Below are 24,015 nucleotides of genomic sequence, written 5' to 3'. Positions count from 1 at the left end.
CGCAGCACAAGGCGGCTCTTGCAGCGACTGCGTAGCCTTCAGCGGCCGCGCAATTGCCGGTCGGGCAAAGCCAATGCCGCAAACAGCCCCAGCACCGCGACAAGTGCACTCCCCATCAGCAACTGCCTGAACGTGTCCAGCAACCGCCCCTGAGTCACCAGGTCCACCTCCGCGGCCTTCAAGCTCCCCAGCAACGGATTACCCGACAGTTCGAAACCACCCTGATGCAGCAGGGCCAGCAACAGGCTGGACATGCACGCCACGCCCATGGCTCCGCCCAGCGAGCGGAACAGGTTGGTGGTGCTGGTGGCCACGCCGATGTCCTTGCTGGCCACCGCGCTTTGTGTGCCCACCAGCGAGGTCGGAAATTGCAGCCCACAGGCAATACCGGTAAGCAGCATGAACAGCGCACCGAGCAACGCTGATTGCGGCGGAGTCAGTGCCATCGCGAAAATGGCCACTGGCATCAGCAGTGCACCGGCCAGGATCTGCGGCTTGTAGCGCCCGGTCCGGCTGGTCATGCGGCCACCTGTGAAGGCACCCAAGGGCAGCCCCATGGCCAGCGGCAGCAGGTGCAGGGCGGCGCTGTCGGCACCTGCGCCGGTGATGCCTTGGTAGCGCAAGGGCATGAGCATGGTCAGGGAAATGGACTGGAAACTGGCGAAGAAGATCACTGCCCAGCACAGCACCGCCACCCGGTTGCTGAACAGGCTGAGCGGCAGCAGCGGCTCTGTGCAGCGGCGTTCGTGGGCGATGAAAAGCGTCAGGCCCAGCAGGGCGCAGCCGAACAGCGCCAGCACGGCCGGGTCGGCCCAGGCGTGGCCCTGGCCCACCAAGGTGATGCCCAGTAGCAGGCTGCCAAGGCCAAGGATCAACAGCACGGCGCCAAGGTAGTCTACCCGTGCCTCGCGACGCTGCAGCGGCATGCCACTGAGGGCTCGGTGTATGAACCACAAGGCGACCAGCCCCAGCGGCAGGTTGATCCAGAACACCCAGCGCCACGACAGGTACTCGGTCAACCAGCCGCCCAGCACTGGCCCGGCCACGCTGGCCGCGGCGTACATGCTGCTGAAGTAGCCCTGGTAGCGGCCGCGTTCGCGTGGGGGTACGAAGTCGCCAATGATTGCCTGGCTCACCGAGACCATGCCGCCTGCGCCAATACCCTGCAGTACCCGGGCCAGCAACAGTTGCTGCATGTCCTGGGCCATTGCACAGGCAATGGAAGCCAGGGTGAACAGGCTGATGCCGGTGAGGATCATCCGGCGCCGGCCGTAAAGGTCGCCCAGTTTGCCGTAGATCGGCACAGCCACGGTCATTGCCACCATGTACCCGGAAATGACCCAGGCCAGCATGCCGACATCGCTGAACTGTGCCGAGATGGCGGGCAGCGAGACGGCGACGATGGTCTGGTCCAGAGCGCCAAGGAAGATGGCCAGCATGAGGGCGGTGAGCACGTTGCGCAGGGAGGTAGGGGGCAGGGCGGCGGTCACGGGAATACCTTGTTTTGTCTACGGCAGCCCCTTCGCGGGCAAGCCTGCTCTCAGAGAAGCCCCCGAATTGTACCCTGAGTTAGGTAGCTTCCTATGTACTATCTGCATCCCCTATGCAAGATCGGCATTGGCGCATTCATCCAGCGAGGCATGGCTGCGTGATATCGTTGGTATGCCACAGAGGCTGAAATTCGGGGCTTGCACCAGCTTGGTGCAACATTTTGCCGCAGGTTTTTCAGTCCGCTGTCTCCCACACCTTTTATTCCTCTGCCTGCATGTCGAGCATGACCGCCCAGATGGCGACGGTTGGAACAGGTCAGGTAGACCCGATTACAGGGGTCGGTAGTTACCGTTCAAATTTCAACTTTTTTTGCGGAGTGATCATGCCCAAGGCTTCCCACCAAGATCTGCGTTTTGCCTTCCGCGAGCTGCTCGCTTCAGGTTCCTGTTTCCACACTGCCTCGGTGTTCGACCCGATGTCGGCACGCATTGCCGCAGACCTGGGCTTCGAAGTCGGTATCCTCGGCGGTTCGGTCGCTTCGTTGCAGGTGCTGGCTGCTCCGGACTTCGCTCTGATCACCCTCAGCGAGTTCGTCGAGCAGGCCACCCGCATTGGTCGGGTTGCGCAACTGCCGGTACTGGCGGACGCCGACCACGGCTATGGCAACGCACTGAACGTGATGCGTACGGTGATCGAACTGGAGCGCGCCGGTGTGGCCGCACTGACCATCGAGGACACCCTGCTGCCCGCCCAGTTCGGGCGCAAGTCCACCGACCTGATTCCGGTCGATGAGGGTGTTGGCAAGATCCGTGCGGCGCTGGAGGCACGGGTCGACTCGTCCCTGTCGATCATTGCCCGAACCAACGCGGGCGTACTCAGCACCGAAGAAATCATCGTGCGTACGCAGAGCTACCAGAAAGCGGGCGCTGATGGCATTTGCATGGTCGGGGTCAAAGACTTCGAGCAGCTCGAGCAGATTGCCGAGCACCTGACGGTGCCGCTGATGCTGGTCACCTATGGCAACCCGAACCTGCGCGATGACGAACGCCTGGCGCGTCTGGGCGTGCGCATCGTAGTCGATGGCCATGCGGCTTACTTTGCCGCAATCAAGGCCACTTACGACTGCCTGCGGCTGCAGCGTGGTCGGCAGAACAAGTCGGAAAACCTCAGTGCCACCGAGCTGTCGCACACCTACACCCAGCCTGAAGACTACATTCGCTGGGCCAAGGAATACATGAGCGTCGAGGAGTGATCGGCAGAGCGCCGTCCATTCAACGGACGGCGCTCAAGTTTGCACTCCACAGTCGGCCATTGAGTCGCCTGCTTCGCGGGCATGCCCGCTCCCACTGGGACCGCGCAGATCCCAAGGCATGTGCATACCTGTGGGCGACCCCGAGAAAGGGCTGTCACAGGCTGGCCTGGCCTTCCAGCCAGTCCAGTAATTCGAGCAACCCCGGCGGCAAGCTTCTGGCCTGGCTCACCAGGTAATACCCCTTGCCCGTCAGCACCTTCAGCGCAAACGGCATGCACAACCGCCCACCGCGCAGGTCATCGCCAATCAGCGACCAGTCACCGATCGCCACCCCTGTGCCCTGCGAAGCCATGGCCATCGCCATGTCCAGTGTCTCGAAATGCTGTTTGGGTCCATGTGTGGCCAGCGTCACTCCAGCCGCCTGCAACCACAACCGCCAGTCGTGTTCATCTCGCGAGGGGTGCAGCAGCATGTGCCTGGCCAGGTCTTCCACCTGCTGCAACGGCACTGGCCCTTCACGCAGTGATGGCGCGCACACTGGGGTCAGTTGCTCATCGAACAGTTTGCGCACATGTAGCCCGTGGTTTGGTGCATTGCCATAGACCACCGCTGCATCGAAGCCCTCGCGACGCAAATCCACCCCGTGCTGCACGGTCGTGGTCAGCTCCACCGGTACGTCCGGGCGCAGTGCCTGCCATTCCATCAGGCGCGGTAGCAGCCAACGCATCACGCAGGTGGGTGCCTTGAGCTGCAAGGTAGTGCTGTGCTCACCCACTTCGCGCACCCCCTGTTCGATCAGCGCGAACACCTGCTGCACCCGCGGCAGCCAGTCCAGGCCTTCACGGGTCAGGCTCAATCCGCGGGCCTCGCGCTTGAACAGGGCATAACCCAGGTGTTCTTCGAGAGCTGCAATCTGGCGGCTGACAGCGCCTTGGGTGATGTGCAACTGCTGCCCTGCGCGGGTGAAGTTGCAGTGCTGGGCGGTGACCAAAAATGTGTGCAGGGCAGGCAGGGGTGGGAGGCGTTTCATTGCAGTAAGCCATGATCACAGGACATGGCTAGTATGTGTTTTTTTACATTGTGGCGATAGCCGTGGCTTGGGTCCAATAAGGGCATACCCCAACAAGATTCATGGTGATCCCTGATGGCAACCTGCGGCGAAGTACTGGTCAAACTCCTTGAAGGCTATGGCGTCGATCATGTCTTCGGCATTCCCGGTGTACATACCGTGGAGCTCTATCGTGGCCTTGCGGGCTCTTCCATTCGCCACATCACCCCACGTCATGAGCAAGGTGCCGGGTTCATGGCTGACGGCTATGCGCGCACCCGCGGCAAACCCGGGGTGTGCTTCATAATCACCGGCCCGGGCATGACCAATATCACCACTGCCATGGGCCAGGCCTATGCCGACTCGATCCCGATGCTGGTGATTTCCAGCGTGCAGTCCCGTGACCAGCTGGGCGGTGGCCGTGGCAAGCTGCACGAGCTACCCAACCAGGCCGCGCTGGTATCGGGTGTGGCGGCGTTTTCCCACACCTTGATGAGTGCAGCCGACTTGCCGCAGGTGCTGGCCCGGGCATTTGCCGTGTTCGACAGTGCCCGGCCACGCCCGGTGCATATCGAAATCCCGCTTGATGTGCTGGTTGAGCCGGCCGACTTCCTGCTGCCGGGCCGCCCCGTACGTGGTAGTCGGGCAGGGGCTGCACCGCAGGCCGTGGCGCAGATGGCTGAGCGACTGGCCAGTGCACGTCGGCCGCTGATTCTGGCCGGTGGCGGGGCGTTGGCTGCGGGCGCTGCGCTGGCGCGCCTGGCCGAACACCTTCAGGCCCCGGTGGCGCTGACCATCAATGCCAAAGGCTTGCTGCCTGCCAGCCACCCATTGCAGATCGGCTCGACCCAGTCGTTACCCGCCACACGGGCGCTGGTTGCCGAGGCCGACGTGGTGCTGGCGATCGGCACCGAACTGGCCGAAACCGATTATGACGTGACCTTCAAGGGTGGTTTCGAGATCCCGGGCAGGCTGTTGCGTATTGACATCGACCCGGACCAGACCGTGCGCAATTATCTGCCGGAGCTGGCGCTGGTAGCCGATGCCGAGCTGGCTGCCGAAGCGCTGCTCGGTGCCCTGCAAGCCCAGCCGCAGCCAGTGCACGAAAGCACTTGGGGCGTGGCCCGCGTGGCCAATCTGCGCAAGGTCCTGGCGGCAGACTGGGACCAGCCCACCCTGAGCCAGACGCGTTTGCTGAGCGCCATACTGGAGCGCCTGCCGAATGCGATTCTGGTGGGCGACTCGACCCAACCTGTGTACACCGGCAACCTGACACTCGACATGGAGCAGCCACGCCGCTGGTTCAACGCCTCGACCGGCTACGGTACCTTGGGTTACGCGTTGCCAGCAGCCATGGGCGCTTGGTTGGGCAGTGCCGAGCAGGCCGTCGAACGCGCCCCGGCGGTGTGCCTGATTGGTGATGGAGGTTTGCAGTTCACCCTGCCGGAACTGGCCAGTGCAGTGGAGGCGCAGGTCCCGCTGATCGTACTGCTGTGGAATAACCAGGGGTACGAGGAAATCAAGAAATACATGGTCAATCGGGCGATCGAGCCGGTCGGGGTGGATATCCATACCCCGGATTTCATCGGCGTGGCGCGGGCGTTGGGCGCGGCAGCAGAGAACGTGGCCGATATCGCCCAATTGCAGGCCGTGCTCGGGCAAGCGGCGGAGCGCAAGGGGCCGACCTTGATTCAGGTGGACCAGAATCAGTGGCAGGCCGCGGTGTTGGGTTGAAGCATTGCGATTGCCTGTATCGGCCTCTCGCGCCTGCAGGCAGCGCGCAATTTTCGCATCTGTGCAAAAACCTGTAGGAGCGGGTTTACCCGCGAAAGCGCCGCTGCAGGCGAATGTTGAGCTTCAGACCGCAGTAGCCCTCAACCGAGCCACATCGCGAATCGGCGGCGCGCCGTAAAGCCGGCTGTATTCACGGCTGAACTGCGACGGGCTTTCATAACCCACCCGATAAGCCGCCACCGCCGCCTCCAGCCCGTCGTTCAACATCAGCCGCCGCGCTTCCTGCAGGCGCAGTTGCTTCTGGTACTGAAGCGGGCTCATCGAGGTCACGGCCTTGAAGCGGTGGTGCAAGGTCGAGGTGCTGAGGTTGACCTCACGGGCCAGGTCCTCGATCCGCAGCGGCTGTTGGTAGTTGTTGTTGAGCCAGGTGATGGCCTGGCACACCCGGTGGGTCTGGCTGTTGGCCAAGGCAATTTCATACAGCCGGTAACCCTGCGGACCACGCAGTAGGCGGTAGAGAATCTCGCGGCGGAACAGCGGCGCCAGCATTGCGATGTCGCGGGGGGTGTCCAGCAGGCGCAGTAGCCGCAGCAGGGCATCGAGTAATGCGGCATCTGTCCTTTCCACATACAAACCACGGCCGGAAGGTCGATTGGGTACCAGCATCGGCCCGCTCTCGGCGATCAGCTGGCTGATCTCGGCTGGGTCCAGGTCCATGCGCAGGCCCAGGCTTGGGTTCTCGGGGCTGGCATCCAGCCTCACGGCACTGAGTGGCAAGGTCACCGAAACGACCATGTAATGCAGTGGGTCGTAGGCGTACTGCTCGTCACCCAGGAACAGGCTTTTGCTGCCCTGGGCAAGGATGCACAGGGCAGGTTGCGCCAGGGTGGGTACAGAACGCACATTTTCGGTGTGACGCACCAGGTACAGGTCATCGATGGCCGATGCTGGGCCATAGGGCTCGCCCGCGTGGCGGTTGATCAGCTCGGCCAGCTCCAGGCGCTGCAGTTCCAGGGTCGGTTCGGTGGACGTGGCGGTGGTCATGATGGCTTTCCTCTGCTGACCGACGCAGCATAGGTTTGGGCAAAGACGGGCGCTAGTCGAAAGCTGCACGCCGATTGCCTGATCCTGCCGCGCTGCAGGATCAGGCAATCGGCGTGCAGTAATGGCCTAACGCGCCGCGCGGGTGAGCGCCTAACCTTGGCAGCCTGGCTTTTCCGTCCGCCTGCTTCAAGGAGATTGTGCAATGACCCTTAAACAACCGGTCACCCACCTTGCTTTCATCCGTGCCAGCAGCGGGCGCTCGGCAGAGCTGGGCGCGCGCCTGCGTGACATGCTTGAGCCTTCGCTGCGTACACCGGGTTGCCTGAGTTTTACCGTGCAGCGTTCGCAGGCTGATGCTGACCTGTGGTTGCTCAGCGGAAGCTGGCAGGACCAGCAGGCGATGAGTGGTTACTTTGCTTCGCCGACACTGGAGGTGTTTGGTGAGCTGGTGCAGGCCCAGGTGGTCAGCAGCCTGGACTTGCATACCTTCGATTGAGTGTTGATGAGGTAAAGTGACGCCTTTGTTCAATCACGCGGACAGCAATATGGCACGTAGGGAATTCACTCATTTCGAAGCGGTATCGGCGATGGTGCCGGTGGAAGGTGGCGGCTACAACGCCGCCATCGCGGTCAAAGCCTTGGGCATGGGCGGCGCGCCGCGCTTTCACAAGGTTCTCGACGGGCAGGTGTTCAAGGGCGCCGTGGCCGCCGACGAAGCGGCCACCGCTGAGCTGCAACGCCTGCAGGGCGTCAGCGAAGAGGGTGAGCTGGTCTGGTGATCAGGCCGGCGGCCGGGCCATCTTGAACAGGTTGCCCAGCTCGAAATAGTCCGCCGGGCCACCCCCCCGCAGGATAGGCTCGGCGGCAGCGGTATCGTAGATGCCGTTGTTCAGCAGGTGCTCGGCAATGTGCACCGCCACCACTTCCCCAAGGATCAGCCAGCTGGGCACCTGTTCCTGGTCGGCCCGCTTGAGCTGGACGATCTGGCTGACCTTGCACTCGAAGGCTACCGGCGTTTCACCCACGCGCGGCACCTTGACGATGCTCGAGGGTGCGGCAGTGAGGCCGCTCAATTCGAATTCGTTTACTTCGGCAGCAACCGGTGCGCAGCTCAGGTTCATTTGCTCGGCCAGAGGGCGGGTGGCCAGGTTCCAGACGAACTCACCGGTCTGCTCGATGTTGTTCAGGCTGTCTTTGCGCCCGACGCTGCAGAAACCGATGATCGGCGGGATGTAGTTGAACGCATTGAAGAAGCTGTAAGGCGCCAGGTTCAGGCGGCCTTCGCGGTCCTGAGAGGAGATCCAGCCGATAGGGCGGGGACCGACGATGGCATTGAACGGGTCGTGCGGCAGGCCGTGGCCTTTGGCGGGTTCGTAGTAATACATCTGTGCTGGGCTTGTTGGCCCTACCTCCTGGTGGACAAGGTGCCTAGTGTGCCAAGCCTGAGCTCGCCTGCAAATGATCAAGCCCGGCCGAAGCCGGGCTGGGTGCTCGCAATCAGGTATCAGCTGATGCGGTGCGCGTTGGTGCGGTTGAAGCCATCTTCGGCAAAGTGCTGGCCGCCGGTGCGGTCGAAACCGTCTTCGGCGAAGCGCTGGCCGTTGGTGCGATCGAAGCCGTCTTCGGCGAAGCGCTGGCCGTTGGTGCGATCGAAGCCGTCTTCGGCGAAGCGTTGGCCGTTGGTGCGATCGAAGCCGTCTTCGGCGAAGCGTTGGCCGTTGGTGCGATCGAAGCCGTCTTCGGCGAAGCGTTGGCCGTTGGTGCGATCGAAGCCGTCTTCGGCGAAGCGCTGGCCGTTGGTGCGATCGAAGCCGTCTTCAGCGTAGCTGGCGGGCTGGGTTTGAGCCGCGGCAAAGGTGTGAGCGTCGGTCCGGTCGAAGCCATCTTCGGCGAAGGCGCCCGCTGCGAAAACCGAGAGGGCCAGGGTAAGGATCAGTTTGTTTTTCATGATGGTTGCTCCAGGGGTTTGTGAGTTGTTTGTTTCTATGGGTTTAATCCTACGCCTAATAAATTGATTAAAAAGCGCAAAAAATAGCGCTTAAAAATCGAATTAATAGATGTGTTTGTGCGTGCTTCGCGTGAGTCAGGCAGTGGTGTCATCCACTAGCCGCGAGCACTCACGTAGTCGTTTTGTCAGCCACTGCAGCTTGACGGGCGCGAATTAATGGGGCGTTAAGAATGAAATTTCTTGTTTCAAAGTTCGATCGACGCTTTTTTCATGTACCACCAACCGTTTTTTCAGATGCTGCTCAGCAACATCGCCGCACCTCAGACTGGAGCGGCACAACAATGAACAAACTCCCGCAAATCACCTTGGCCTTCTGGGTCATGAAGATCTGCGCAACCACTCTTGGCGAAACGGCAGGCGACTTGCTGTCGATGACGTTGAACATCGGCTATGCACTCAGCTCGTTGATGCTGATCAGCGTGTTCCTGCTGACCTTGGTCGGCCAGCTCTACTCGCGCCGCTACCACCCGATGCTGTATTGGCTGGTGATTCTTTCCACCAGTACCGCTGGTACCACCATCTCCGACTTCATGGACCGCACCCTGGGCCTGGGTTATGCCGCGGGTTCGGCCCTCCTGATCGGCATCCTGCTGGTGACCTTCCTGGCCTGGCGCCTCAGCGGCAACCCGCTGGATGTCAACCGCATCAAGAACCGAACGGGCGAGCTGTTCTACTGGGTGGCAATTCTGTTTTCCAACACCCTCGGCACCGCGCTGGGCGACTACCTGGCCGATGACTCGGGGCTGGGCTTTGCCGGCGGCGCGCTGTTGATTGGCAGTGCCATTGCGCTGGTGGTGGTCGCCCGCTACTGGACGCGTATTCCCAGCGTGATGTTGTTCTGGGTCGCGTTCGTGCTCACTCGGCCGTTTGGCGCCACCTTGGGCGACTTCCTCACCAAACCCTATGAAAAGGGTGGCCTGGACTTCGGCACGGTCGGTTCTTCGGCTGTGCTGGGCGGGGTGCTGCTGGTGCTGGTGCTGCTGGCCAACCGGTACCAGCGTCGTGATCCGCGACAGGCACTTGAGATGTCCTGATCCTGCTTTCAGGTACGAGTGATCCGAATGGAATGTTTAGTCGGTTCTCAGCGAGATGAGTGCTGATCGAACAAATGAAAAGGGCGCACCTGAGACGGTGCGCCCTTTTCATTTCGGCAGCTTCACATTCACTCAGTGGTAATCCGCGAGTGCTGCTTGGTGTCCTTCATGGTCGCGTAAACCAGCAGCGAGCAGGCGATACAGGCGGTGACGTACCAGTAAAAGCCGCTCTCCATCCCAGCGCTCTTGAACCACAGGGCCACGTATTCGGCGGTGCCACCGAAGATCGACACGGTCAGGGCATACGGCAGGCCCACGCCCAGGGCGCGAATCTCGGTAGGGAACAGCTCGGCTTTGACCACGGCGTTGATCGAGGTATAGCCGCTTACGATGATCAGCGCTGCCATGATCAGGAAGAACGCCCCCCACCAGCTCTGGATGGTGTGCAGGGTGCTGAGGATTGGGACGGTGAACAGGGTGCCGAGCACACCGAAGGCGATCAGGATCGGACGGCGGCCGATTTTGTCGGACAGACCACCGATCACCGGCTGCAGGCACATGAACAGGAACAGCGTGGCGGCCGAGATGGTGGTCGAGTCACTGATGCTCATACCTACGGAGTTGACCAGGTACTTCTGCATGTAGGTGGTGTAGGTGTAGAAGGCCAGGGTACCGCCCATGGTCAGACCGACGACGGTCATCAGCTCCTTGGGGTGACGCAGCAGCGTGCGCATCAGGCTTTCCTTGGCCTTTTCCTTCTTGGTGAACGAGGCGGTTTCTTCCATGCCGCGACGCAGGTACAGGGCCACCACGGCGCACAGCGCACCGATCACGAACGGCACGCGCCAGCCCCAGGCGTACAATTGCTCGGTGGTCAGGGTCTGTTGCAGGACGATCAGCACCGCCAGGGCGATGAGCTGGCCGGAGATCAGGGTCACGTACTGGAAGCTGGAGAAGAAACCACGGCGCTCCTTGCTGGCCATTTCGCTGAGGTAGGTGGCCGAGGTGCCGTATTCACCACCCACCGACAGGCCTTGCAGCAGGCGTGCGATGACCAGCAGGACTGGCGCGGCGACGCCGATGGTTTCATAACCGGGGGTCAGGGCGATGACCAGCGAGCCCGCGCACATGAGCAGTACCGACGCCATCAGCGCGGCCTTGCGGCCCTTGCGGTCGGCGTACAGGCCCATCAGCCAGCCACCGATCGGGCGCATGAGGAAGCCCACGGCGAAGATCGCGGCGGTATTGAGCAGTTGTGCGGTGGAGTCGCCGGCCGGGAAGAAGGCCTTGGCGAAGTACAGCGAGAATGCGGCGTAGACGTACCAGTCGTACCATTCGACCATGTTGCCGATGGACCCGCTGAAAATCGACTTCAAGCGGCTGGCGGTGGTTTTTTCTGCGGCAGGCGCGGTGGCCGCCCCGGCGGGCAGGGAGGTGGCGTTATCCATCAGGGATACCTTCTCGTTGTTTTTGTGGAGCGCGCCGTGGCGCAGCTTGCCAAGGCAATTGCAGAAGGTGTGCCAAATGGGTGCAGGCTGATTCATTTGAGGGCGTCAAATATCCCAAGCCGGCACAGTAGTGGGTGTTGCGCCGCCCTCTGCAGGAGCGGGCCTGACCGCGAAGGGCTGCAAAGCAGTCTGAAATCTCGACGAGATGAGCGGTTTTTCGCCTACCCGGTCCTGGTCATAAGCGGATTTCCGCTCATGCCTGCCCAATAAAATCCTCGCGCACCAGCCCATGCCGTTGCATCTTCTCGTTAAGCGTGCGCCGCGGCAGTTGCAAAGCCTCCATCACCGACTTGATCTCGCCCCCATGCTGACGCAAGGCCGCACGCAGGCATTGCGCCTCGAATGCTTCCATCTGCTCGCCCAGCGACTGCCCGGCAGGTGCCACCTCGATGTTTGGCGAACCCAGCCCCAGCGCATGCCGCTCCGCCGCATTGGCCAGCTCACGCACGTTGCCAGGCCAGTCATGTGACAGCAGCTGCGCCAGCTGTGCACCCGATAGCGGCGGGGCCGCGCGACCAAGCTTTTCACCGGCAGCACGGGCAAAGTGTTCGAACAGCAGCGGAATGTCCTCTCGCCGCTCGCGCAGCGGTGCCAGGCGCAATTCGGCGACGTTCAGGCGGTAGGCCAGGTCTTCTCGGAAGCGCCCGGCACGCGCCTCCTCGAGCAGGTCGGGCTTGGTCGCAGCAATGATGCGCAGGTCGACGCTGATGCTCTGGTTGGCCCCCAGGCGCTCCAACTTCTGCTCCTGAATCACCCGCAACAGCTTGGCCTGTTGGGCCAGTGGCATGCTCTCGATTTCGTCGAGGAACACGGTGCCACCGTTGGCATACTCCAGCTTGCCGATCCGTTTACCCTGGGCGCCCGTGAAGGCGCCGCTCTCATGGCCGAACAGTTCGGCCTCGAACAACGACTCGGGGATGGCCGCGCAGTTAAGGGCTACAAAGGGCTTGGCGGCACGGGGGCCAAAGTCGTGCAGACAGCGGGCCACCCGCTCCTTGCCACTGCCGGTTTCACCGCGGATCAGCACGTTTACCGGCAGGCTGGCCAGGTCCAGGACTTGCCGGCGCAGCTGTTGCAGGCCCTGGGACATGCCCAGCAGCGTGACTTCCAGGCGTGACTTGAGGTCGGCCTGCTCGTGGAGCCGGCGGTTCTCCAGCACCAGCTGGCGCTTTTCCAGGGCGCGACGCAGGCTGCCCAGCAAGTCTTGCGGCGTGAAGGGTTTTTCCAGGAAGTCATAGGCCCCGCTGCGCATGGCTTCTACCGCCATCGGTACATCACCGTGACCGGTCAGCAAAATCACGGGCAGGTCGGGGTCGTTCGCTTGCAGGCGTTCGAGCAATTGCAGGCCATCCATACCCGGCATGCGTACATCGCTGATGATCACCCCAGGGAAGTGCTGCGGCAGGTGTGCCAGGCACTCTTCGGCGCGAGCGAACAACTGCACGCTGAAGCCGGACAGGCTCAGCCATTGCTCTACAGCAGTGCGGATACTGGCTTCATCATCGACGACGATCACCGAATTCAACATACAGGCTCCAGGTCGCGGGGCAGGGTAAGGCTCAGGCGCGCGCCGCCAGGCAGGTTTTCGGCCCGCAACTGGCCGCCGGCCTCATGGACGATGCCGTAAGAGATGGCCAGGCCCAGCCCTAGCCCTTCCCCCACCGGTTTGGTGGTGAAGAACGGGTCGAAGACCTTGGCCAGGTCGGCTTCGGCAATGCCGCCACCCGAGTCGAGCACACTCAGGCGCCATAGCTCCCCGTCGGGTTCGATGCGGATCTCCAGGCGTTTGTACCGCTTGTCGATCATGGCGTCGAGCGCGTTGTGCAGGAGGTTTATCAGCACCTGCTCCAGGCGGATGGCATCGCCGCGTACCCAGGCCGGGCGTGCCAGGTACAGAGCCACCTCCACTTCCTCGCTGCGAATGCGCGCTTCCAGCAGGTGCAAGGCCTGGTCGACCACGGTTGCCAGGTCGAGGCGTTCGCGTAGGCCCATCGGGCTGTTGCGGGCAAAGGTTTTCAGGTGGCTGGTAAGTGCTGCCATGCGCGTGAGCATCTGTTCCAGCGGCTCCAGCGCTTGCCGCGCTTCGTCATGGCGACCATGGTCAAGCAGCAGGCGCAGGGTTTCCAGTTGCATACGTTGGGTGGTCAGCGGCTGGTTGATTTCATGGGCCATGGCCGCTGACATTTGCCCGAGTGCGGCCAGTTTGGCTGATTGCACCAGGCCTTCCTGGGCAGTGCGCAGCTCGCGGGTGCGCTCCTCGACCTGGCGTTTGAGTTCTTGCCGGCTGCGCTGGCGCAGGCGTGCCAGGCGCAGGCGTTGACTGACGAAAAGGGCGGCGAACACCAGGCTCAGCCAGACGGCGGCGGCGCCAAGCGCTGCATTAAGGCCGTCTGCAGCGACCTGCGGTTTGCGCAGCAGGTGCAAGGTCCAGTTTTCGCCTTCCAGCGGCAGGCTTTCCCACAAGTACTCGGTGCTACCCTCGGGGCCTTGCACGCGGCTAAGGGTGCTGTAGGGGGCAAACCGCGTCAGTACCTGATGCTGTAGCGGCACCAGCGGTTGCTTGTCGTACTGACGGGTTTCGGCCAGCTCGGCTCGGTCGGCGCCACTGAGCGGCTGAAGCTCGCGGTAGCGCCAGCCATCCTGGTTTGCGATGAACGTAATGCCGCGGGCGTCGCTGACCAGCAGGATATCGTTGCCCTGTCGCCATTCGCGTTCCAGCTCGGGGAATTCCAGCTTCACCACCATGGCACCAAGGAATCGGCCGTGCTCGTCGTTCACCGCGCTGGCGAGGAAGTAGCCCGGCACGCCACTGGTCACGCCCACGGCATAGAAGCGGCCACTGCCCTGGCTGCGGGTTTGCTTGAAGTAGGGACGGAAACCGTAGTTGGAGCCGACGTAGCTGCTGGGCAGCCGCCAATTGCTGGCGGCAATGGCCAGGCCGGTGCGGTCGAGCAGTTCGAGGGTGGAGGAATTGGCGGCGCCATTGATACGTTCGAGCTTGTGGTTCAGGGCGTTCTGAACGCCTTCGTCGACCGGGCCGCGCAAGGCTGCGATCAGTTCCGGGTCGAGCGCCAGCACGGCGGGGAGGGCACGGTAGCGGTCGATCAGGGTGTGCAGTGCGTTGGCGTACAGGCCCAGTTGCTGGCTGGCACGCTTGGCGTCGTCTTCCATGGCCTGGCGCTTGGCCTGGTGCATGGCCCAGCCGGCGCTGAGTGCGGTACCCAGCACGATCAGCAGGGTGATCAGCCCCAGACGCAGGGCGCGAAAGGAAAAGGGCATTGGGGGCGGATCCGGTGGTGGGATATCGGGGCCGGCCTCTTCGCGGGTAAACCCGCTCCTACAGGTACTCTGCAGCACCTGTAGGAGCGGGTTTACCCGCGAAGAGGCCGGAACAGGCGGCCTTTTTCAGTCAAAGCAATTCAAAGCTCTGCTGCTGCACCGCCTGGGAGTCCAGACCTACCTGGACATTGAACTCCCCTGGTTCGGCAACCCGCTGCAACTGGCCATTGTAGAACTTCAGGTCGTCCTCGCTGATGCGGAAGGTCAACGTGCGGGTTTCGCCCGGTTCAAGCATCAGCTTCTGGAAGTTTTTCAGCTCTTTCACCGGGCGGCTCATCGACGCCGACACATCCTGCAGGTACAACTGCACCACCGTCTCGCCTGCAACCTTGCCGGTGTTCTTGACCGTTACCTTGGCTTCCAGCGTATCGCCGCGCTTGAGATCCTTGCCCGACAGGTTCAGGCCCGACAGCTCGAAGCTGCTGTAGCTCAAGCCATAGCCGAACGGGTAAAGCGGCCCGTTGGGTTCTTCGAAGTATTGCGAGGTGTAGTTGCCCGGCTTGCCCGGCGTGAACGGCCGGCCGATGCGGGTGTGGTTGTAGTACATCGGGATCTGGCCCACAGACCGTGGGAAGGTAATGGCCAGCTTGCCGGAGGGGTTGTAGTCGCCAAACAGCACGTCGGCGATGGCATTGCCGCCTTCGGTGCCGGCGAACCATGTTTCCAGGATGGCGTCGGCCTGCTCGCGCTCCCAGCTGATCGACAGCGGCCGGCCGTTCATCAACACCAGCACCAGCGGTTTGCCGGTGGCCTTGAGCGCCTTGATCAGCTCGCGCTGGCTGGCCGGGATCTCCAGGGTGGTACGGCTTGACGACTCGTGGGACATGCCGCGGGACTCGCCGACCACGGCGACCACGACGTCGGATTGCTTCGCCGCCTTGACTGCTTCATCGATCAGCACGGCAGGCGGGCGTGGGTCGTCGACGATTTCCGGGGCATCGAAGTTGAGGAAGTTCAGGTAGTCGAGTATCGCCTTGTCACCCGTGACGTTGGAGCCTTTGGCGTAGACCAGCTTGGCCTTGCCGTCCACGGCGCGGCGCAAGCCTTCGCGCACGGTCACCGAGTGGACGGGTTTACCGTCGGCGGCCCAGCTGCCCATCATGTCGATCGGGGCATCGGCCAGCGGGCCGACCACGGCAATGGTGCCGGCCTTTTTCAGCGGCAGGGTCTGGTTGCGGTTTTCCAGCAGCACCAGGCTGCGGCGTGCCACGTCACGCGCAGCTTCGCGGTGCAGGCGGTCGTTGCTGTAGTAGTCTTTCAGGTCGGTTTCAGCCTTGCCGATACGCACGTATGGGTCTTTGAACAGGCCCATGTCGTACTTGGCACCAAGCACCTCACGTACCGCCTGGTCCAGTTCGCGCTGGGTCACCTCGCCGGACTTCAGCAAGCCCGGTAGCTCTTCGCCGTACAGGGTATCGTTCATGCTCATGTCGATGCCGGCCTTGATCGCCAGCTTGGCAGCTTCACGGCCATCACGGGCGACGCCGTGGCGAATCAGTTCCTGGATGGCACCGTGGTCGCTGATGGTCACGCCCTTGAAGCCCCACTCCTTGCGCAGCAGGTCGTTCATCAGCCAGGTGTTGGAGGTGGCCGGTACGCCGTTGATCGAGTTCAGCGCGACCATCACGCCACCGGCACCTGCATCGAGCGCGGCGCGATAGGGTGGCAGGTAGTCGTTGTACATTTTCGGCAGGCTCATATCGACCGTGTTGTAGTCGCGCCCGCCTTCCACGGCGCCATACAAGGCGAAATGCTTGACGATGGCCATGATGCTGTCGGGGTTGGCCGGGCTGCTGCCCTGGAACGAGCGCACCATTACCTGGCCGATTTTCGAGGTCAGGTAGGTGTCTTCGCCGAAACCTTCACTGGTGCGGCCCCAGCGCGGGTCACGGGCGATATCCACCATTGGCGCGAACGTCATGTCCAGGGCGTCGGCCGAGGCTTCGATCGCGGCGGTGCGGCCGACCTTGGCGACGGCCTCCATGTCCCAGGTAGCGGCCATGCCCAGGCCGATCGGGAAGATGGTGCGCTCGCCGTGGACGGTATCGTAGGCGAAGAACATCGGGATCTTCAGGCGGCTGCGCATGGCCGCGTCCTGCATTGGCCGGTTTTCGGGGGCAGTGCGTGAGTTGAAGGTGCCGCCGATGCGGCCGGCGGCGATCTCCTCGCGGATCTTGTCGCGGGGCATTTCCGGGCCGATGCTGATCAGGCGCAACTGGCCGATTTTTTCGGCTTCGGTCATCTGGCTGATCAGATGCTCGATGAATGCCTGCTTGTCCTGCAGGGGCGGGGCGGAGGGGGCGGCGAGGGCCGCCTGACTGGCAAGGCCCATGGCCAGGCCCAGCAAAGACAGTTTCATCATCAATTCCGTTATGGGGCCGCTGCCGTATCCACGGTGATAGGTGCGCGACCGAAGTTTTCAGGCGGCTATTGTTGTACGATTTGCGGGCAATTCTTCCAGCGGCGGATTATGCCTGAATATATCGCCTGCGGATGAAGCCCCGAATGCCGGGATAACAACTATAAGAACGCTCAAGAGACCGACGGCATGACCCCCATCGACGAATACCATCAGCGGCAGATTGCCGAAGCCATTGCCCGTGCCGAACGGCGTACCGATGCCGAACTGGTGACGGTGCTGGCCCGCCGTGCAGACGATTATGCCTATTGGCCGTTGCTCTGGGCCGCCGTGCTGGCGCTGGCCGTACCCGGTCTGTTGCACTGGCTGCTGGCTTGGCCCAGCGTGCGCGGTGTGCTGATGGGCAACGTGCTGTTGTTCGTCGGCCTGTGCCTGCTTCTGCGCAACCCGCGCCTGGCCGATTGGTTGATCCCCCGTGCCTTGCGCCGCTGGCGCGCCTCGCGCCTGGCCCGCCAGCAGTTTCGCGAGCAGAACCTGCAGCGCACAGCAGGCGCCACGGGCGTGCTGATTTTTGTCAGCGAGGCGGAGCGGCATGTGGAAATACTGGTCGATCGGGGTATTGAACACTGCCTGGATGCCGAAGCCCGCGCGGCCATCGGTGCCCGCTTTGCCGAGCAGGTGCGCCAGGGGCGAACGTTCCAGGGCTTTGTCGAGTGCATCGAGGCGTGTGGCGAGCTGCTTAGCCAGCACGTGCCGCCAACCCATGCCCGCAACGAATTGCCCAACCGTTTGGTGATTCTCGACTGAAGGAGCACCAGCGTTTCTGGAGAGCGCTCCCACAGGGTGCTTGGGGCACGTTAGAATAGGCGTTCCGCTACCCAAGGCCCCCTTTTTCATGTCCGCCAGTACTTCTGCCTCTTGCGCGCCGGATGCGCGCGCTCAGTTTCTCGACCTGCTGAACGCCGCCCTGCACGGCGAAACCCTGGTCAAGCTGGTGCTGGCGCGCCATGTCGGTGCCGACCAGACCTTGCAACGGATCATTGCCAAGCCGCTGCAGGTCAAGGGCCAGCCGTGCCTGTCGCTGGTCTACCGCCACCAGACCCGCGACATCACCCGCAACCTGCCGCTGGACCAGGCCCAGGTGCTGGTTGCCGAGTTGCTGCCGGACAGCTTCCGCAATGCTCACCTGTTCGATGCTGACGGCGAAGTGCAGCTGACCTTCAGCAAGAAGGGCAAACCGATGCTCCAGCGCCACGGTGCCCAGGCGCCGCGTGTGGCCGACGCGGGCAGCGGGCATGACCGCGAGAAGAAGCGTTATCTGGAACTGTCGCGGCCATTTCTGCGCGACCTCGGTGTGACCGACGCACAAGGCGCACTGATCCCGTCCATGTCGCGCAAGTGGAAGCAGATCAACAAATTCATCGAGGTCTTCGATCACGCCCTCGCCAATGCACCGGTGTCGGCGGAACAGGCGCTGCGGGTGGCCGACTTCGGTTCGGGCAAGGGCTACCTGACCTTTGCCATGCACGATTACCTGCGCAACAGCCTGGGCCGCGACGCACAGGTGACTGGCGTGGAACTGCGCCAGGACATGGTCGACCTGTGCAACACCGCAGCCGCACGCCTGGACCACCCGGGCCTGGAGTTCCAGTGTGGTGATGTACGCAGCGTGGTGCCTGAGGCCATCGAGGTGATGATCGCCTTGCATGCCTGTGACATCGCCACCGACTACGCCATCCACACCGGCATCCGCTGCAACGCCGCAATCATCATGTGCTCGCCGTGCTGCCACAAACAGATCCGCCCGCAACTGCACAGCCCGGGGTTGCTGCAACCCATGCTGCAGTACGGCCTGCACCTGGGCCAGCAGGCCGAAATGCTCACCGACAGCCTGCGCGCGCTGTATCTGGAAGCCTGTGGCTATGAAACCAAGGTGTTCGAGTTCATCTCGCTGGAGCACACCAACAAGAACAAGATGATTCTTGCGGTGAAGCGGCGCCAGGCGGGGGATAACGGGGCGTTGCTGGAGAAAATTGCCCAGCTCAAGGCGTTCTATGGGGTGCAGGAGCATTGCCTGGAAACATTGTTGCGCGCGGATGGATTGCTTTGATGGTCATCTTTGCGTGAATGTTGGCGCGCCCCCAGGCTCTTGCAGTTTCATGCTTTTTACATGTCATTAAATGCCGCTATCGATATGCCTGATATGATGATCAGGATTGAGATGGACTTCCTCAGGATGCCAGAGGGTGCGATATCTTCGCTAATGAAGTTCGGAAAGAACCGGGTGGCGATGATTCCAAAAATAAGTACAAACACAGGGTGAATACTAACAACGACTGAGACCAAGGCCGCGCCGCCGCCTACTGCCAATGCGGCCATGAAAAATACGTAGCCTCCTACATCGAATAGATTGGTGGCGGCGAAAATGCTAAATTGCCTGGCGTTAAGAACTTTCAGGTCCTGAATTATTAGCCTTCTCCAGGCAGGGTTAAGCAGCAGTAGAAGCCCACCGAATGCATACCCTGAAAAGTTGAAAAGCAGAACGAACTCAAGGTTTTTGCTTTTTAGTATTTCGTCGGAAATGATGGTTGATATAGCGCCAAAAAATGCGGATACAAATACCATCGCAACATGCCTTCTTTCTCCTAGCCCAAGAATTGTTTTTTTTGACAGGCAGAGCGATAAAATACCCCCGGTGATCAAGAAAAATCCTAAAAACTGCTCGTGCGTGGGGAAAGCGTGAAATATTAATATGGATGCCGCCAGAACAAATAGTGGCTCTGACTGATGGATAGGTATCACTACCGAAACATCCATGTCCTCCAGGGAGTAGCTATATGCGAAATACTGAAGGAATATAGCAAGCCCAGAAAGTATATTAAGGCTGGCGAATAAGGGGTCGATTTCAGAGACATCAAGAAAAGTAAGTATGGCTGCGGCAAAAAATATATTACCTATGCTGAGAAGAAAAATAAAGGGTATATAATTTGATGTTATATGCTCAATGGCGAATTTGTCTAGTATGTTGGATAGGCTCCATAGTAATGGTGCCATTAGAGATAAGTATATCCAAGTCATGGGTGACGCTCCAGGGCACCGATGATCGTGCTTTTGCTATGTTGTAATAGTTCATGGGAAAAATCGTCAGTGTTATGATCAAAAAGGAATGTATTGTTGTAGGTGAATGATTGTGAGGTTTCATGTGCCAAAATGTTGTCCAGTATAGTTGGCGCCTCCTTTAATCTTGATGAGTGGCGAAGTTTCAAGATTGTTATTGTGTTTCCATAGTGTGCAGCTTCATCCCTAGCGGCGTTACGTATCCAGGTTGACAGGCATGAAGGTCCCAAGCTATCAAAAAAATCAAAGTCTTGCTTGTAGGCTCTTGTGCTTGTTATTTCATCGAATGCAATAGAGAGCAGAATGGTGAATTCATCAGTCAGAAATTTTTCAATGGCCCCAAAGTCTGGCTCTCTGGCATTCAACTGGCGTTCGATGAGCTCTTCGCTTTGTCCGTAAAGAACGCTGTTTATCTTGCGCAGGCCTCTGTAGTGGTTTTGTTCGTCGAGATGCCAAAGGCATGTAAACTCCAGAAATTCATCGCTTAGATTAAGGTCTTTACGTTTCAGGAGATAGAGAAGAAAGTGCTTCGAATCGAACTCGGAACTCATGTCGTGCCATAAATTTTCTTGGCGACGCTTGATGTCTTTCTTATTTTTGGTAATGGTAGCAGGTGAAAGTTCTTTCAATAGTTCGACTGATGACCAGTCATGGCACTTCAGGCCGATTGCCGTCTTTATATAGCCCATGTTTGTACGTCCTGTACGTGTTCAAGGAATTTCTCAAACTGCCATGAGAGGTAGGTTGAGGGATAAAGGCTATCCTTTGCGTTGTAATCAGGTGACCAGTTTGTGTATGCGCCGACCAGCTCTCCCAAATAGGGTTGTGCAATGCCGAGTATGAACTGGAAATCGATTTCCTCCGCCTCCACAATTCCATGTCTTGGGTTTTCTAAGGCCCATCTGATGCCAGCTATTACACCTGCAACTACTTGTAAGGTGGTGGCAGAACTTTGGGGGTTCAAAGCTTGAGCTGCACAGTTTTTAAGGGCAGAGCCGTACCAATATGCATTCTTCTCATGCCCCATCAAGAGAACGCCGAGATAGTCAGCGCCCTCAAGGATATCATTGCCACTAATGACACGTTTTCGCTGCTGTGGCTGCCATGAATTTCCGATTAGTTCATGAAGTGAGAGAATGGCGTCATTGCAAGGATGATAGGCGTAATTGACGGTTGGCCTATAGGAGACGCCGTTCTCATCATGAACTGTCAAGTAATCCGACAGGGATATGGATTCGTTGTGAGTGATCAAGAATCCCAAGCAAGGGCCGGCAGCAGGTGTCCACGTTTTTATTCGAACCGATGCGCCCGGCTGAGTCAAATATATTGAACTCTTGCAGCCGGACTCATGAAAATGTGCTCCAATTGGTAGTTTTAGCTCATGAGTCCCCCAGCCTAATTCCGAAGGCTGGCATCCTTCAGCGATAAAACCGTCGACTGACCAAGTGTTGATGAACTCCCCGATTGTTTTAGGTGTTTTAGCTATTTGAGTGTCATGTTCAGCGATGTGAATGGTTTTGATGTGCAGGTCGCATGCTAGCTGCGCCCATTCTTGGCGTGTGGTTGGTACGTGGTCGTTCGCGCCGTACAGATCATGCCGAAGGTGAAGTAGTGCTTGTTTGACAAAGTGGGATGCCAACCCAGGGTTTGCCCCATGTGCGATAACGGCTGTGGGGCCACCTTTGCACGCTCGTTTAAGGGCGAGCATACTTTCTCGTAGATGGTAGTTGGTCCTGTACTTGAGGTCTATGGTGGTGTTTGTATAGTATCCTGCCCACGGCTCGATACAGGTGTCTAAATATTTTGCTCCCCGCTCTTGGCAATAGGCGACCAAGTCTAGGCTTGAGACGTCGACGGATAGATTTATCAAGAATGTATTGTCATTCGGGTCTATCAGGATGTCTTTGTAGTTTTCGATCGTCAGGCGCGTGCAAACAAAAGTTTTGGGGGAAACGGTGGGGTGACTGTTGTCGTCTTTTGGGAGTGGGTCAATGACAGTAAGTGAAGATATCTGGTCGCCAAACTCATCGAAGAGTATGGGGAGAAGTGCGGTTGCAGTCGCTCCGTACCCTATAATTATAAATTTCATCGGGTAACTTCCTGTTATTTTATCTGTTGATGAATCAGGTCAAGGCCCGGCGCGATGGTGCGCGGTACATATAAGACGCACTTGATAGAATCATCAGACGTATGAGCGGTCAAGATTTTTTGCAGGTGCAGTTGCATTTTAAAGTAAGTACTACGGAGCGATCCTAATGGCTTGTAGGATATTTCTGGTCTTGCTCGGAGTTTGGAAGTTGGTATTCTGATTGCATCCCTCTGCGTCCTGGCAATTTTGCGCGCCAGTTAAGGCGTGTGGTCGATAACGGCTTGGGCAGCAAAGCGGTGAAAGTTGCGCCAAATGCTGGGAAGGAGAAGTAGCGATGGAATATGGGTTAACGCTCAAGTATCAGTTGAGCGAAAAAGTAGGCACCGATGCGATATTGGAACATCTGGCCGAAGGCGGGTGTAGTTTGCGCTGGTCGGTTTAGGACAGCCAATTCGATTGGCGCTAGTATTTATCCGCGAATCTACCTCTGCGAAAGAAGCGATCAAGAGCGCGCTGAAAGGCGTTTGCAGTGTTGTGACCAGCGCTCGTCTCATCGAAGCGACATCTGGTCTCTTAGGCTCTGTACGAAAGTCTTGGGGCGCAGGTCAGGCAAGGCGAAAACAACCGAGGAAGCGGAGTGTACTGGAGTACATGAGCATTCCAAGGCTGTTTTCAACGCAGGATGAACAAGTATAAAGGCTTTTCGTACAGAGCCTAAGGCAACTACTGGCTTGCTCAGGGCACCTTGGAGCTGGCTCGCAGAGCGTTGCTGTAAATGTCTCAAGTGCGTATGAGCGAGTGTTTGGTGCTTGTGACTCAACCTATTGAGCTTCTGCTCAAGCCCCTCGTTCAAGGCTGGACGGCACTTCGACAGCCAATGCTACCTGCCCCAGCGGATGGGTGCTGGCATCGAAGAAATGCAGCGTCGTCCCCGGCAAATCCCCGAAACGATCTGCAAAATGCTGCTTCTGATTAATCACCGACGCCTCGCCCAGCGGCCGAATGGCAATGGACAACTGTTGCGGACGTGCTTGGCGCACAGCGTCGAGCAGGTGCCGGTCACTGCTGTCCAGGTGCTGCCCGAACAGGCATAGCCCCTGGCTTTCCTCTGCCAGTTGCCCCAGGCACCAGCTCAGATAGTCCGAGTTGCGGATGGCGCGCAGTTTCTCGTCGCTGCGGTCTTCGTTGACGAACAGCGGTACTTCACCCGGGATGTTCACGGCAAACCCATCGAGCAGTTCGGCACTTTCAGCGCTGCGCTGGCGGGTGGTGCCGTCGGGCAGCTTGAGCAAGTGCAGGCCGCCATGCAGGTGCATCACCCGGGTACCTTCGCTGCCGGTGCGTCGCACGTCGAAATAGCCCTGTTCGTCGAACAGCTCGGCGAAGCCATTCGGGGCGTGCTGCACGGCCCATGGCAGCAGCAGGTCGTAGTTGCTGGTGTAGACGCTTCGATAGCTGCGCAGCGCCTGATTGAGGGTTGCCAAGGTGGCCGGCGGCAGCAGTTGCCAGGGCAGATGCACCGTACGCACGGCGTGGATCAACGCTTCCTTGATCGAGTAGTAGCGGTTCAGCGGTGCGGTGGAGTTGATGGCCAGGGCGGCATTGGTACGCACCGTGGTGTTGAGGGCGCTGAGCACCGGCTCGAACAGTTCCGTGGCCAAGGACTTGAACAGTGCCTGGTCGCTGACCGCCAGGCCTTTCTTGCGGCCTGCGCGTTGCGCTTGCTCGAACAGCGAGAAGTAGCCGAACGGCTTCCATACTGCGCGGCTGGCGCCATTGCCCAGCAGCAGGGCGTCGCAGGGGTGGCGGGCGGCGAGTTCTGGCCAGGGGGTAAGGGTGGCATCGAGTGCGGGCATGCTGGATCCGTTGGGTGGTGCGGGAACGGGGGCGACTTTAGCATGTCGTGCGAGGTGTGCGAGGGTTGGTGTCAAGGCGATGGTCTTGTGTTGTCTGTGCTGGCCCTTTCGCGGGTAAACCCGCTCCTACAGGTCC

The 24,015-nt window shown here is 60.0% G+C and carries 19 protein-coding genes and 1 pseudogene; 7 read left to right on the top strand and 13 right to left on the bottom strand.

Annotation, left to right across the window (positions count from 1 at the left end):
* Nucleotides 1–38: 38 nt before the first annotated feature.
* Nucleotides 39–1,490 (bottom strand): MDR family MFS transporter, encoded by a 1,452-nt coding sequence (locus ACF8EA_RS17780; RefSeq protein ID WP_103469439.1) that lies wholly within the window; start codon nucleotides 1,488–1,490, stop codon nucleotides 39–41.
* Between the two features lie 383 nt (nucleotides 1,491–1,873).
* Here ACF8EA_RS17780 and ACF8EA_RS17775 point away from each other — a divergent pair, with 383 nt between their 5' ends.
* Nucleotides 1,874–2,743 carry an oxaloacetate decarboxylase gene (locus tag ACF8EA_RS17775; RefSeq protein ID WP_021785777.1) on the top strand — a complete coding sequence of 290 codons (870 nt, stop codon included), beginning with the start codon at nucleotides 1,874–1,876 and terminating at the stop codon, nucleotides 2,741–2,743.
* Between the two features lie 154 nt (nucleotides 2,744–2,897).
* Here ACF8EA_RS17775 and ACF8EA_RS17770 read toward each other — a convergent pair whose 3' ends face one another.
* Entirely contained in the window at nucleotides 2,898–3,773 is an 876-nt protein-coding gene (locus ACF8EA_RS17770) for a LysR substrate-binding domain-containing protein (protein WP_021785776.1), read from the bottom strand.
* Nucleotides 3,774–3,887: 114 nt separating this feature from the next.
* Between ACF8EA_RS17770 and ACF8EA_RS17765 the strand changes: the two genes are divergently transcribed.
* Nucleotides 3,888–5,525 carry a 5-guanidino-2-oxopentanoate decarboxylase gene (locus tag ACF8EA_RS17765; RefSeq protein ID WP_392522807.1) on the top strand — a complete coding sequence of 546 codons (1,638 nt, stop codon included), beginning with the start codon at nucleotides 3,888–3,890 and terminating at the stop codon, nucleotides 5,523–5,525.
* 123 nt (nucleotides 5,526–5,648) lie between these two features.
* On the opposite strand, the gene ACF8EA_RS17760 is transcribed toward ACF8EA_RS17765, so the two are convergent.
* The gene (locus ACF8EA_RS17760) at nucleotides 5,649–6,569 is read right to left on the bottom strand and encodes an AraC family transcriptional regulator (RefSeq protein WP_021785774.1); all 921 of its coding nucleotides are present in this window, start codon (nucleotides 6,567–6,569) and stop codon (nucleotides 5,649–5,651) included.
* A gap of 202 nt (nucleotides 6,570–6,771) precedes the next feature.
* On the opposite strand from ACF8EA_RS17760, the gene ACF8EA_RS17755 reads away from it, so the two are divergent.
* Together ACF8EA_RS17755 and ACF8EA_RS17750 are read left to right on the top strand one after the other, a co-directional pair.
* Nucleotides 6,772–7,065 carry a putative quinol monooxygenase gene (locus ACF8EA_RS17755; protein ID WP_021785773.1) on the top strand — a complete coding sequence of 98 codons (294 nt, stop codon included), beginning with the start codon at nucleotides 6,772–6,774 and terminating at the stop codon, nucleotides 7,063–7,065.
* A 16-nt stretch (nucleotides 7,066–7,081) separates the two neighbouring features.
* Entirely contained in the window at nucleotides 7,082–7,348 is a 267-nt protein-coding gene (locus ACF8EA_RS17750) for a hypothetical protein (protein ID WP_014859143.1), read from the top strand.
* Here ACF8EA_RS17750 and ACF8EA_RS17745 read toward each other — a convergent pair whose 3' ends face one another.
* Together ACF8EA_RS17745 and ACF8EA_RS17740 are read right to left on the bottom strand one after the other, a co-directional pair.
* Nucleotides 7,349–7,954, bottom strand: a complete 606-nt coding sequence (locus ACF8EA_RS17745) for a flavin reductase family protein (RefSeq protein WP_010952506.1) — start codon at nucleotides 7,952–7,954, stop codon at nucleotides 7,349–7,351.
* Between the two features lie 239 nt (nucleotides 7,955–8,193).
* Nucleotides 8,194–8,517, bottom strand: a pseudogene (locus ACF8EA_RS17740) (heme utilization protein); the annotation flags it as partial.
* Nucleotides 8,518–8,858: 341 nt separating this feature from the next.
* Between ACF8EA_RS17740 and ACF8EA_RS17735 the strand changes: the two are divergent.
* Nucleotides 8,859–9,611, top strand: coding sequence for a hypothetical protein (locus ACF8EA_RS17735; RefSeq protein WP_084850828.1), 753 nt, complete (start codon nucleotides 8,859–8,861; stop codon nucleotides 9,609–9,611).
* Nucleotides 9,612–9,739: 128 nt separating this feature from the next.
* Here ACF8EA_RS17735 and ACF8EA_RS17730 read toward each other — a convergent pair whose 3' ends face one another.
* From ACF8EA_RS17730 to bglX, 4 genes are all read right to left on the bottom strand, one after another.
* Entirely contained in the window at nucleotides 9,740–11,059 is a 1,320-nt protein-coding gene (locus tag ACF8EA_RS17730; RefSeq protein WP_028697504.1) for an MFS transporter, read from the bottom strand.
* Nucleotides 11,060–11,312: 253 nt separating this feature from the next.
* Nucleotides 11,313–12,647 (bottom strand): sigma-54 dependent transcriptional regulator, encoded by a 1,335-nt coding sequence (locus ACF8EA_RS17725; RefSeq protein WP_103469436.1) that lies wholly within the window; start codon nucleotides 12,645–12,647, stop codon nucleotides 11,313–11,315.
* On the bottom strand, nucleotides 12,641–14,398 hold the full coding sequence (locus ACF8EA_RS17720) for an ATP-binding protein (protein ID WP_392522804.1): 1,758 nt from the start codon (nucleotides 14,396–14,398) through the stop codon (nucleotides 12,641–12,643). The genes ACF8EA_RS17725 and ACF8EA_RS17720 overlap by 7 nt, the downstream gene beginning before the upstream one ends.
* Nucleotides 14,399–14,528: 130 nt before the next feature.
* Entirely contained in the window at nucleotides 14,529–16,820 is a 2,292-nt protein-coding gene (bglX, locus tag ACF8EA_RS17715; RefSeq protein WP_392522802.1) for a beta-glucosidase BglX, read from the bottom strand.
* A gap of 186 nt (nucleotides 16,821–17,006) precedes the next feature.
* On the opposite strand from bglX, the gene ACF8EA_RS17710 reads away from it, so the two are divergent.
* Both ACF8EA_RS17710 and ACF8EA_RS17705 read left to right on the top strand, forming a co-directional pair.
* Entirely contained in the window at nucleotides 17,007–17,624 is a 618-nt protein-coding gene (locus ACF8EA_RS17710; RefSeq protein ID WP_274119043.1) for a TPM domain-containing protein, read from the top strand.
* A gap of 88 nt (nucleotides 17,625–17,712) precedes the next feature.
* Nucleotides 17,713–18,927: an SAM-dependent methyltransferase gene (locus ACF8EA_RS17705; protein ID WP_021785766.1), complete on the top strand. Its 1,215-nt coding sequence runs from the start codon at nucleotides 17,713–17,715 to the stop codon at nucleotides 18,925–18,927.
* 56 nt (nucleotides 18,928–18,983) lie between these two features.
* On the opposite strand, the gene ACF8EA_RS17700 is transcribed toward ACF8EA_RS17705, so the two are convergent.
* From ACF8EA_RS17700 to ACF8EA_RS17685, 4 genes are all read right to left on the bottom strand, one after another.
* Complete coding sequence (locus ACF8EA_RS17700) at nucleotides 18,984–19,895, bottom strand: EamA family transporter (RefSeq protein ID WP_021785765.1); 912 nt, start codon at nucleotides 19,893–19,895, stop codon at nucleotides 18,984–18,986.
* Complete coding sequence (locus ACF8EA_RS17695; RefSeq protein WP_021785764.1) at nucleotides 19,892–20,623, bottom strand: hypothetical protein; 732 nt, start codon at nucleotides 20,621–20,623, stop codon at nucleotides 19,892–19,894. Before ACF8EA_RS17695 ends, ACF8EA_RS17700 begins: the two co-directional genes overlap by 4 nt.
* Nucleotides 20,611–22,023 (bottom strand): saccharopine dehydrogenase C-terminal domain-containing protein, encoded by a 1,413-nt coding sequence (locus ACF8EA_RS17690; RefSeq protein ID WP_392522799.1) that lies wholly within the window; start codon nucleotides 22,021–22,023, stop codon nucleotides 20,611–20,613. Before ACF8EA_RS17690 ends, ACF8EA_RS17695 begins: the two co-directional genes overlap by 13 nt.
* Nucleotides 22,024–22,859: 836 nt before the next feature.
* The gene (locus tag ACF8EA_RS17685; RefSeq protein ID WP_392522797.1) at nucleotides 22,860–23,879 is read right to left on the bottom strand and encodes a DUF4917 family protein; all 1,020 of its coding nucleotides are present in this window, start codon (nucleotides 23,877–23,879) and stop codon (nucleotides 22,860–22,862) included.
* Between the last annotated feature and the right edge of the window lie 136 nt (nucleotides 23,880–24,015).

The sequence above is a fragment of the Pseudomonas sp. YQ_5 genome, assembly GCF_043103305.1.
GTDB lineage: Bacteria > Pseudomonadota > Gammaproteobacteria > Pseudomonadales > Pseudomonadaceae > Aquipseudomonas > Aquipseudomonas putida_Y.
This window is presented reverse-complemented; position numbering and strand designations above follow the sequence as displayed.

Excerpts from the sequence above, each read along its gene's own strand:
- ACF8EA_RS17710 (WP_274119043.1), top strand. The coding sequence starts at position 17,007 with ATGACCCCCATCGACGAATACCATCAGCGGCAGATTGCCGAAGCCATT.
- ACF8EA_RS17690 (WP_392522799.1), bottom strand. The coding sequence starts at position 22,023 with ATGAAATTTATAATTATAGGGTACGGAGCGACTGCAACCGCACTTCTC.
- bglX (WP_392522802.1), bottom strand. The coding sequence starts at position 16,820 with ATGATGAAACTGTCTTTGCTGGGCCTGGCCATGGGCCTTGCCAGTCAG.
- ACF8EA_RS17695 (WP_021785764.1), bottom strand. The coding sequence starts at position 20,623 with ATGGGCTATATAAAGACGGCAATCGGCCTGAAGTGCCATGACTGGTCA.
- ACF8EA_RS17760 (WP_021785774.1), bottom strand. The coding sequence starts at position 6,569 with ATGACCACCGCCACGTCCACCGAACCGACCCTGGAACTGCAGCGCCTG.
- ACF8EA_RS17770 (WP_021785776.1), bottom strand. The coding sequence starts at position 3,773 with ATGAAACGCCTCCCACCCCTGCCTGCCCTGCACACATTTTTGGTCACC.
- ACF8EA_RS17735 (WP_084850828.1), top strand. The coding sequence starts at position 8,859 with ATGAACAAACTCCCGCAAATCACCTTGGCCTTCTGGGTCATGAAGATC.
- ACF8EA_RS17725 (WP_103469436.1), bottom strand. The coding sequence starts at position 12,647 with ATGTTGAATTCGGTGATCGTCGTCGATGATGAAGCCAGTATCCGCACT.
- ACF8EA_RS17775 (WP_021785777.1), top strand. The coding sequence starts at position 1,874 with ATGCCCAAGGCTTCCCACCAAGATCTGCGTTTTGCCTTCCGCGAGCTG.
- ACF8EA_RS17700 (WP_021785765.1), bottom strand. The coding sequence starts at position 19,895 with ATGACTTGGATATACTTATCTCTAATGGCACCATTACTATGGAGCCTA.
- ACF8EA_RS17705 (WP_021785766.1), top strand. The coding sequence starts at position 17,713 with ATGTCCGCCAGTACTTCTGCCTCTTGCGCGCCGGATGCGCGCGCTCAG.
- ACF8EA_RS17765 (WP_392522807.1), top strand. The coding sequence starts at position 3,888 with ATGGCAACCTGCGGCGAAGTACTGGTCAAACTCCTTGAAGGCTATGGC.
- ACF8EA_RS17685 (WP_392522797.1), bottom strand. The coding sequence starts at position 23,879 with ATGCCCGCACTCGATGCCACCCTTACCCCCTGGCCAGAACTCGCCGCC.
- ACF8EA_RS17730 (WP_028697504.1), bottom strand. The coding sequence starts at position 11,059 with ATGGATAACGCCACCTCCCTGCCCGCCGGGGCGGCCACCGCGCCTGCC.
- ACF8EA_RS17720 (WP_392522804.1), bottom strand. The coding sequence starts at position 14,398 with ATGCCCTTTTCCTTTCGCGCCCTGCGTCTGGGGCTGATCACCCTGCTG.
- ACF8EA_RS17745 (WP_010952506.1), bottom strand. The coding sequence starts at position 7,954 with ATGTATTACTACGAACCCGCCAAAGGCCACGGCCTGCCGCACGACCCG.
- ACF8EA_RS17755 (WP_021785773.1), top strand. The coding sequence starts at position 6,772 with ATGACCCTTAAACAACCGGTCACCCACCTTGCTTTCATCCGTGCCAGC.